Source organism: Microcoleus sp. Pol7_A1 (assembly GCF_036701085.1).
GTDB lineage: Bacteria > Cyanobacteriota > Cyanobacteriia > Cyanobacteriales > Microcoleaceae > Microcoleus > Microcoleus asticus.
In genome coordinates, this window is sequence record NZ_JAUBQD010000101.1 from 1 (window position 1) to 10140 (window position 10140).

Here is a 10140-nt window from a genome sequence, read left to right on the forward strand (position 1 = left end):
TTTTGAGCCAACATTCTCATGAAACTACTGCTCGATCGAACCCTCGATCGATTTATGAATGATTTGCGATCGCTATATAACCGCCATTGATAGCTAGGAGTCGAGCGACTACTGTAAACCGAGTCAGGCGGTAAATCTTTAGCCGACTGTCAAGCTTTATCAGACAACAACAGTTTAGCCCATTGCAAAGCGCCAGTCCGACAACAGCAATTTACGTGACTGTCAAGGCTGGTATAACGGCTACTGTGTTGCCAATTTTCTCGCACTTGCTCAACTTGATTCTTAATTCAACTTAGGTGTCGTAACTTGACTATTAAGTCAATCCAATTGTTGTTAAAAAGGCTAAAAAATAGCTAATTGTTGTGGAGCGCTAAAGTCAGGCAAGTGCCGTATAAAGTCAGGCGTTTGCAGTATAAAATCAGTAAAATTACAGGTATTTGCAGGGGGTGCACTTTACCTGTATTTACCTGAAAATATCCTGCAAATGCCTGAATTTGTCGGTCAAATTGCTGCTTTTTTGTGCTGTTCGTGCCTTTGCCTTTTGAGGCTGGTTTTGGCTGTTCTTGATTAGTAGCAAGCAATGGTTTTGTCCGTACAAAGCTTTATTTATTACTTTTAAATAAAAACAATGCACCTCCCATGAATAGAGATTACTGCCTGTACTCATCAGGTGGAGAACTATAACGAGCATTGATAGTTGGGAGTCTAGCGGCTGCTGTAAACCAAGCAGTCGTTCCCTCACGATTGTTGTAAATCAAGCCCACCGTTCCCTCACGACTGCTGTAAACCAAGCGCGCATTTCCCTCACGACTGCTGTAAATGAAGCCGCTGTTCTCTCACAACTGCTGTAAACCAAGCGCGCATTTCCCTCACGACTGCTGTAAACCGAGTGCGTAGGAGGGAACTGCGCTTCGATCACAAGATTGAATTAAACCGGAGGAAGCGAATAATTCACAATCCTTCATCCGACCTTCGTAATTATTCGGTCATTGGGCCTCTCACGACTGAGAATAATTTGCTATCGAATAAAAGAAACAGCTTTCCTTTATTTCAAACATCGGACGATCGAGGAAATGTTAATGACGAAGGTCGAGCGCTCGAAGGGCGGATTATGCCTTGACTTTTACAGTTGCCAACACGATAGCCATCGACTGTAAGTAGCGATCGCTCGCAACGCAGGAATTTGCAGTAATACGTCAGGCATTTGCTGTACAAAATCAGTGAGGATACAGGCATTTGCAGGAACTGCACTTTACCTGTTTTTGTACTGCAAACCCCTGAATCGTGCCTGCATTTTCCTGTCCCTTTACTGCTTTTTTGTGCTGTTCATTCCCTTTCCCGTTGGGACTGGTTTTGGCTGTTCTCTCTCGGTAGCAAGCAATGGTTTTGTCCGTACAAAGCTTTATTTATTACTTTTAAATAAAAACAATGCACCTCATGAATGCGGAATCCTAGCCGCCTGGTCAGATTTAAGACTTTCTTAAGCTTTACTGACAAATGTAGCTAACTGTAATACAAATTAAGCTTAATATTATACAGCTATAAGAAATGAGAGGGAGAAGGGAGCTGACAACACCCTCGCCTGTCGAGCAAACACTTTAAAAAGCAAATGGATAGATTGTCAGTTATTGAGTAGCGCTCGCAACCAGTTATCCTTAAATGGCGGGGGTCACTTTACGCCCCTAGTTTGCTCTTTTGGGGTGAATTTGAAAGTAGTTAGAGATTTATAAAATGAGATAAACTCAACTATTATCATGGCTATGAAGCTCAAGGAATTTCCTCAACAGCAGCAAAATCAGAGACTTTCGAGTCGGCTGGAACTGAGATTGTCTGACTCAGATTACAATCAAATTAAAGCAAGAGCCTCGCTAGTCAATTTGAGCATGAGCGACTTCATGCGCCGTGCAGCTTTGAGGAGAACCATGCCGCGCCCTCTAGCTGCATTTGACTTAAAAGCCTATCAAGTTTTATGCAAGATTGATGCCCAATTGAGAATTGCAGGAAACAACCTCAATCAGATTGCTAAAGCTTGCAATAGTGCTGTGGCATTGGGAGAACCCGTTGTTGTCAATACAAAACTCTTAGAAAGCGTACAGCAACTCATTCGAGAAAACGGGAAGGCAATTAAAGCTATAGTTGCAAACCTCGCCAAATCTACAGTACGCTAATTATTAACAAACCTGGGCTTTACCGCCTGAGCAATCGATTCTGTGCAACTGACGGTCTTTCGGTTATGATTGGCAAACAAATCAAAGGTACAGGCTTTCGGGGCTGTCTAAACTACGTGCTGGGCAAAAAACACGCCGCTCTAATTGGCGGTACTATGTGCGGACAAACTCCTGAAGAACTCGCTGCTGAATTTGGCATCGCCCGACAACTAAGACCTAACCTGAAAGTAGCAGTTTTTCACGCCACTTTATCTGTCGATAGCACCGAAAAACTAGAAGATTCTGAAGAAAATGACCAGCGCTGGCTGGCTATCGCAGCCAACTACATGAAAGCGATGGAATTTGACAACAACCAATACGCAGTTGTCAAGCACAGCGATACAGAACACGACCACATCCACATCGTCGCCAGTCGCATTTGCCTCGATGGAGGTGTTGTTGACGATAGTTGGGATTATTACAAAAGCCAAGAAACTATTCGCCAACTCGAACGGAACTACAACCTGGAAACTGTTACACCCAGTTGGGAAACAGACAAGCGAGCTCAGACTACAGGAGAACACAGGCAATTAAAAAGCAAGGGAAACAAGAGCGTCAGGGTGCAATTGCAAGACCTAATTGATGAAGTTACCAAAGACAACCCAAGTATGCCAGAATTCGTTGAGCGGTTGCAGCAACAAGGCGTAGAGGTGCAAGTTACACAAACTGGAATCGGCTTCAGTAAAGGCATTTCTTACAAGTTAGATGGAGTCGCCTTAAGTGGCACTCAATTAGGTAAAGCTTACACTTTTTCTGGATTGCAGAAGCATCGAGGCGTTAGCTATGACAGAGGGCGAGATAACGCCCTAATTGAGGCTTTAATGCAGCCACAACACTTAGCTATCGCCCCCAGCGAGGCAGAGAAAAATGAGTTAGAGTCGTCACTATTCGAGTTAGTAGCAATCGCACCTGCAACGAGTGCAACAGCAAATGAGTTAGAGTTGTCACAATCTGAGCTAGCAGCAACCGCACTTGCAACTCCTGCAACAGCAAATGAGTTAGAGTTACAACTGTCAATCCTACCTGAAAGGAATGAAACTCAGTGGCAAAAAGTGCGATCGCATCTAGCAGTCGAGTACAGTTTACCTTTAGAATTGCTTAATTTATTGCACTCTCATTCTTGGCTGTATGCCGGCTCAGAAAAGGCTGTCTTTACGGCACGGACGCTTGAGGGGGAACCCAGGCTCGCTTTTGTTCTCGATGAAAGAGGCAACTTTACTACAACCCATTCTCTGTCATCTGAAGCTGCTTTCTGGGTAGCCACTACCGGAGAAATTGAGCGAGCTGTGATTGCTTGTAACCCAATAGAAGCCCTTTCAATTTTGCTTATTGAACAGGAAAATAACCAGGATAACTCTACAACACCACCACCCACAATTTACCTAGGAATTGAACGAGCTTCACAACTGCCTATACAATTCTTACAAGAACTTGATAGCGTTATTATAGCGCTCGCAGAAGATTATATGCTCGCTCGAAATGCGAGCGAGCTGCTACCGAATGCAGAAATTGTTAATCCACAGTCAAGTTGGAATGAGATCTGGATACAATTAATTGAGCAAGAACAGCAAGATATTCAACACAATAACGAACATTATAAACAGCGCACCCAAGACATCGAACTGGATTAGCTTTTACAGCTTAAAAAAATGATAGAACTTACGCAACTGAGGAATTTTTAGACTATCTGTGGCGTAAGGTGTTCCGTACGCAGCATACAGATAGAGCCTTTACGTAAGTCTTGTTGATTGTGGTTTAAGCAAGCAAAACGCTAGCTAAAAAAATTCCTAATTGCGACATTAATTACTGATACCGCTGCCAATAATTATTATAAGTGTTCCAATATATTTGTCAACAATTTTCGCTGCACATACAGCTTTCGCGAACATTGCGGCGCATCCGGCTATCGCCGTTACTCCCTAAAAAATCAAGTCGCGAGCGTGGTCAGGAGGTAAATTTTTACCCGACTTTCAAGCTCGATCGGACAATAACAGTTTAGCCCATTGCAAAGCGCGGGCCCGACAACATTTCACCCGGCTGTCAAGGCTGGCATAACGGCTGCTGCGCTGCCAATTTCCTCACACTTGCTCTACTTGATTTTTAATTCAATTCAGCTTTTGTTAAAAACGCTAAAAAATAGCTAATTGTTGTGGAGCGTTAAAGTCTGGCAGGTGCCGTATAAAGTCAGGCTTTTGCTGTACAAAAGAGCGTGAGAATGCAGGCTTTTGCAGGGACTGTATCATACCTGTTTTTATCCAAAAATGTCCAGCAAGAGCCTGACTTTTTCGGTCAAATTGCTGCTTTTTTGTGCTGTTCGTGCCATAACCTGTTGGGACTGGTTATGGCTGTTCTTTGTTAGTAGCAAGCAATGTTTTTGTCCGTACAAAACCTTATTTACTATATTTAAATAAAAATAATATACCTCATGAATGCAGAATCCTAAGTGGAAGGTGATCGCGTTAGGCTGGCTATCGGACGAACGATTCCCTCGTGATCATCGGCATCAGCCGGCTGCTTCGCTTGCAAACAGGATAGCGGGCGCGCGAACGCAAAGGGCGTCCGCCGCCGATGCCGAACAGCACCAACTCGAATGCGTCGTACCCGGCGACGCTCCATCGTAAAGGCGGCTGTCCTGTACACCAACTGGCTCGCTCCTGGCTTCAATATCGACTCACGCGAGCGAGTGTACAGCGAGCGTCAAAGTCCAAACTGCCCATTAAACTTTCGAGCCTTGGCTTCCCAGAGTGTGCGTGAGCTAACTTCAATTTCCAACTGTTCTCATCGCAGTCTTGCAAAAACCATAAATTGGTAAAAAGTGCTCAAATTCGACTTTTGTACGTCTATTTGACATGGCTTGCTATGCGACTAGCGTACTTATTACGAGGATTGAGGAGGATTTACAAGGGTCTAAAATACAAAAAATCGTGTTAAAAGCAACAATTTTTTACAAAATTGATAAGCATTTATACTGATTGTGAGGGTAAAAGTAGGAAATAGGAGGTGTAATGAGTAATAAATGTGCTGTTTTCTCCTCTTTTTTCCTCCTTATTTTTCGCTAAAAATTTTGAACCAGTCAGAGCGACTTTTCTGCATTAGTTTGGTCAAGGTACACTCGGATTGATAGAGTCAATGGGGAGCTTGCGTCAAAGCGGCTTGCAGGTTTATTCGGACATTCGATTGACATCCTCCCACCACTGATTGGGAATACTGAGTCCATGCTGCATCACCGATCGATTTGCAAGAGTGTCTATTCTTGACCATATTACGAACCATCAAGTCCTCATACGCCACCAAATCGGTTAGGGTCGAGGGGAGTATTACTACTCCACCCCTCCCATCCGAAACCGTGTTTGCGACTGTCGGGCAAGAGAGCATACGTCACCGTATCTCCTCCCCTCAGAACCGTACTTGCTACTCGTCGCATCATACGGCCGGGGCCTTTGCCTTCACAGAACGTTTACCACTATGTACCGTCTTATGGCAAATTTTATGTAGGTGTTGAAGATTGTCGATTTCATCTGTTCCACCTTTTACAAGAGGTACTATGTGGTGTGTTTCTAGAGCTTCTCCATTGTGTAGATTTTCCCCACAGATTGGACACAACCAGTTCTGGTTTTGGGCTATTTTGTAATATTTAGACCCAGGCTCCCAAATGGTTTTACCCACAGAAGAGCGATTTACTTCGTGATGCGACGATAAAACTTTGTAATTAGCAAACCCATCAACCTGACAAGCACGATGGACCGACCATAACAGGTGGAGACAGATCACCCCCATGTCTGGCAAGAAAATCTGCGATAATCAAAACCTTGAGGTTAATATAGACTCTAATAACCTTAGCAACAGCTCCTACGCGGAGCCAAAGCAATCGCAACGGTCACATAAGTCATCTACAGAACCCCGCCTCTGCCAAAGAAAATTCTACGAAGAATGCCCCAGTAGTGCAATCACAGATACAATCTATACGGCTGGAGTCACTGGTATGGATTTCTGGGAAATAAGCGAAACCAGTTTGAATGGCGGCAAAGATTTTTCCAAAGGTCGAGTTGAACTGCAAATCCGCGATCGTTTTGACCTAACAGACTTTGCTGAAATTGCCTATCAAGCCAAGGAAATTATCGCCCATAATTTCGGAGAAGAAACCCTCAAACTGCACTATGCACTAGCAATGATTGCCTTCCGCAAGCCCGAAGTCTGGAGAGAGGAAATTACAGTATCAGCATCTAAACTCTTAGCTGACTTTGGTGAGAATAACAAAAAGAAACACTACATCCCAAAAGCCGAACGAGACGCCAATAGCCAGCCAGCCCGATACCTTTCTAAAGAAGAAAAACTAAGAGCCTTAGCCTATCATGGATATCTGCTAAAACGATTAGAAGTTTCCGTTAAAGCTTGGCGGATACGCAATAAAATATTTACTATTGAACACTCCAATCTCTGGGAGATTTTTCAAATTACCGAGGTGTTTCATCAAGAAGAAAAAAACACCTTAATCGATATTGAAATCACTTATCGCCCTGGCAAATGGTTTGAGAAATTTGCAGGTCACGAATACTTGCGGGAATTTGGGTACATTACCAGCGAGGCGCTAAAACTAGATTCCTACCAGGAAAAAATGGCCCTCAGACTGGCTTATTTTGCCCTATTTGCCCTGCAACAGCACAAAAGCGGTCGGTATCAAATAGAGACACTGCTGACGCGAATCGGGTATAAGAACGACATAGAGACAGCCAAGAGAAACGGAGTTACTGCCTCGAATTTAAAGCGCAGCTTCGATCGAGGGCTAAAAACACTGGGAAATTTTGAATACCCCTACCTCTTTGACTACGAGCCCGATGTCCCAGACTGGGCGCATCCAAACAGCAAAGTTAAAAAGCCCAATCACTGGTTTGAAACCTGGCTACAACTTAACGGGACTTTACGCCAGCCAGAAGCGCTACCCAAACACCCACCACAACCAGAACCAAAACCAGAGCAACCGCAACCGCCAAAAAGACCCGCCCGCAAGCGGAAGTCAGCTCAGCCAGCAGCCAACCTAACCGAACCCATAGCTTTTGGTCAGTGGGTGAGAGAAGCTCGGAAAGCTCTGGGAGAAAGCCTGAGAACAATGGCAAAAGAGCTGGGGATTTCAGCATCCCAGCTATCTCAGATTGAAAACGGCTGCTATCGACATACCATCAAGCCCAGCCTGAAAACCCAGATAATTCGTCACCTTGGCTTAAATGACTAACTAGCCAACCAAAAGGCATCTTGCATCCATCGGAAAGACTCCCTGCTCAGGGGGTCTTTTTAGCATTCCGAATACACCAAAAGTGTTTAAACCGCTAAACACCTAAAAAATTGGCAAATTTGCTTGAATCAATTATATAACATGGGTTTCAGCGCCTAAACACTTTGGGGGTATTCGGAAAAGTTTTAGGGGTATTCGGAAAAGTTTTGGGGGTATTCGGAAAAGTTTTAAATTTGAAAACCCTGCCCTGTATAGCTTTCAGCGCCTAAAAATCTCCTGAGTAGTTTGAGTAGTTTGATGGAGTGTCACTAAGCGCATCAACCGAGTCTGACAGGCTGAGAGTTGGTCAAAATCCTGCAAAACGCAAAACGTGACACGAGAAAATTGTCAGAAGCGCTCGAAGCATTGCCGTCAAACCAAACGCACGGGAATTGCCCGCCACCTCGCTGATATCAGAAAAGCACCCCTGTGCAGACGAAAAGCCCGCTCAACTCCACCTACTAACCCACAAAGCCTCACACCCCTACCTTCCACCAACACCGGGGGTGTCCAATGACATCGCTCATCTCCCCCCTGTCCGAATGGCTAGAAAGCGGCGTAGACCCCGACCTCATCGCCCTCAACGTCCAAACCTTCTCAGGCGACACCCCGTACCAATACCTCCTGTACGAAATCAACGCCGCCTCCGGCAGAGTCCACCCCGACGCACAATGGCGGTGGGCCAGAAAGCACTACAGCCACATCGAAGCTGGTGGCTGGTGGTGCTCAGGCCTTGACCCCCTCAACAACTGGCAACCCATGTATTGGGGCTGCTTCAAACCCCACCAGCCCCGAAATGCCTTTGACCCCAAAGGCAAAATCAAACCCATCAAATACGAACACCCCCCCAAAACCCCCACCAGAGCCTTCTTCCTGCAAGTTCCAGACCACATCTGGGCAAAAGTCGCAGCCCGCTACGGTGTCCCCATTTACCCAGAGGATTTGGGAGAGGGGGGGAGGGGGAGAGGAAGAGCTCTTGAGCTCTTGAGAGGGGGAGCGGGGGAGATGGAGGACGAAAATCTCCCCTCTGCCCAAGAGCCCAAGAGCTCAAGAGCTCAAGAGCCCAAGAGCTCAAGAGCCCCTAGCCCCTGCTGCCCCCCCGCCCCTCTGCCCAAGAGCTCAAGAGCTCCCTCATCCCCAAACCAGCCTCAGTTCTGGCAATGGGTGTGGGACAACAACATCCCCGTCCAAATCGTCGAAGGCGCAAAAAAAGCCGGATGCCTACTCACACTGGGCTACGCCGCCATCGCCCTCCCCGGTGTCACCGGTGGTGTCAGAACCAAAACCCCTCAAGGGGAGAAATGCGACCCCTACCTCATCCCCGAACTCCAACACTTCGCCACCCCAGGGCGGGAAATCTATATCTGCTTTGACCGCGACAGCAAACGCCAAACCGTCCAGAACGTCAACCGGGAAATTGGCAAACTCGGCCGCCTGTTCACAGCCGCTAATTGCCCCGTCAAAGTCATCAACCTGCCAGGGCCAGAAAAAGGCGTTGACGATTTCGTGGTATCAAAGGGCGAAGATGCCTTCAGCGCCCTCAAAAATGAAGCGCAAGGCTTCCAATTCTGGCTTGATAGGGAATCATGGCTTTTAACCTATCCCGCCTCTTTAAAGCTAAATTCTCGCTATCTGGGAAAACTCCCCTATCCAGAGTCCGGGTTAGCCTGCATCAAAGCCCCCAAAGGCACCGGCAAAACCCAAGCCCTCACCAACTTAGTCTCACAATCCCTTTCCACAGGCGATCGCCGCGTGCTGATAATTACCCATAGGATTCAACTGGGTAGGGCTATCTGTGCCAGCTTAGGAATCAACTACATAGACGAAACTAGGGACTCAGCCTTTGGTAAACTGTTCGGATACGGCTTGTGCATAGACAGCCTCCACCCCCTATCTCAAGCTAAATTCAATCCTGAAGACTGGTTCGGTGCGATCGTCATCATCGATGAGTGCGAACAAGTCATTTGGCACGCCTTAAACAGTTCAACTTGCCGCGAAAACCGAGTCGCCATCTTGCAAACTCTGCAAGAACTCCTCCACAATGTCTTGACAAGTGGCGGCTTAGTTGTTGCCCAAGATGCCGACTTATCCGATTACAGCATAGACTACTTAATAGCCATAGCAGGTATCCCTATTTCCCCTTGGGTTGTTATCAATGAGTGGCAGCCCAAACGAGGGCGAGATGTGACTTTCTTTGCCACTTCAAACCCAGCTTCGCTGTATGTGCAAATGGAGCAAATTCTGTCTCAAGAAATCACTTGTTGTGACATTGAAAGCCGTGCCGAATGCTGTCCTATAAGCTTAAAATGTGCCGATTTTGGTGGTAAAAATCCTGCTGAATGTAGTTCTGAAAACCATGTCAAATATTCTCCTGTAATCCGGGGTGAATATGGGTTAAAAAGCCGTGCCAATTTTTGTCCTATAACCTGTGCTGAATATGGCTTTAACACTCGTGCCAAATGCTCTCCTATAACCTGTACTAAATATGGCTCTAAAAGCCCTACTGAATATTGTCAGAAAACCTCTGGTCAATATCCTGTAAAATGCGCTAAATATGACAGTGAAATCTGTGCTAAATATGGTCAAGAAACCTCTGGTCAATATCCTGTAAAATGCGCTAAATATGACAGTGAAATCTGTGCTAAATATGGTCAAGAAACCTCT

Annotated in this window: 6 protein-coding genes; 4 read left to right on the forward strand and 2 right to left on the reverse strand. The window is 45.9% G+C overall.

Annotation, left to right across the window (positions count from 1 at the left end):
- Nucleotides 1-353: 353 nt before the first annotated feature.
- Nucleotides 354-581, reverse strand: coding sequence for a hypothetical protein (locus QUA20_RS30110; protein WP_333193961.1), 228 nt, complete (start codon nt 579-581; stop codon nt 354-356).
- A gap of 1173 nt (nt 582-1754) precedes the next feature.
- Between QUA20_RS30110 and QUA20_RS30115 the strand changes: the two genes are divergently transcribed.
- A complete protein-coding gene (locus tag QUA20_RS30115) occupies nt 1755-2168 on the forward strand; it encodes a plasmid mobilization protein (protein WP_333193963.1) in 414 nt (137 codons plus the stop codon).
- A gap of 65 nt (nt 2169-2233) precedes the next feature.
- Nucleotides 2234-3838: a relaxase/mobilization nuclease domain-containing protein gene (locus QUA20_RS30120; protein WP_333193964.1), complete on the forward strand. Its 1605-nt coding sequence runs from the start codon at nt 2234-2236 to the stop codon at nt 3836-3838.
- Between the two features lie 1792 nt (nt 3839-5630).
- Here the strand turns inward: QUA20_RS30120 and QUA20_RS30125 are convergent.
- A complete protein-coding gene (locus QUA20_RS30125) occupies nt 5631-5984 on the reverse strand; it encodes an HNH endonuclease signature motif containing protein (protein ID WP_333049115.1) in 354 nt (117 codons plus the stop codon).
- Nucleotides 5985-6189: 205 nt separating this feature from the next.
- Here QUA20_RS30125 and QUA20_RS30130 point away from each other — a divergent pair, with 205 nt between their 5' ends.
- Both QUA20_RS30130 and QUA20_RS30135 read left to right on the forward strand, forming a co-directional pair.
- The gene (locus tag QUA20_RS30130) at nt 6190-7437 is read left to right on the forward strand and encodes a helix-turn-helix transcriptional regulator (RefSeq protein WP_333193965.1); all 1248 of its coding nucleotides are present in this window, start codon (nt 6190-6192) and stop codon (nt 7435-7437) included.
- 552 nt (nt 7438-7989) lie between these two features.
- Nucleotides 7990-10140, forward strand: a 2151-nt coding sequence (locus tag QUA20_RS30135) for a DUF3854 domain-containing protein (protein WP_333193966.1), incomplete at its 3' end; no start/stop codon positions are given.

What these genes read in the sequence shown, in the direction of transcription:
- QUA20_RS30125 (WP_333049115.1), bottom strand. Translation starts at nt 5,984, where the DNA reads ATGGGGGTGATCTGTCTCCACCTGTTATGGTCGGTCCATCGTGCTTGT.
- QUA20_RS30120 (WP_333193964.1), top strand. Translation starts at nt 2,234, where the DNA reads ATGATTGGCAAACAAATCAAAGGTACAGGCTTTCGGGGCTGTCTAAAC.
- QUA20_RS30130 (WP_333193965.1), top strand. Translation starts at nt 6,190, where the DNA reads ATGGATTTCTGGGAAATAAGCGAAACCAGTTTGAATGGCGGCAAAGAT.
- QUA20_RS30115 (WP_333193963.1), top strand. Translation starts at nt 1,755, where the DNA reads ATGGCTATGAAGCTCAAGGAATTTCCTCAACAGCAGCAAAATCAGAGA.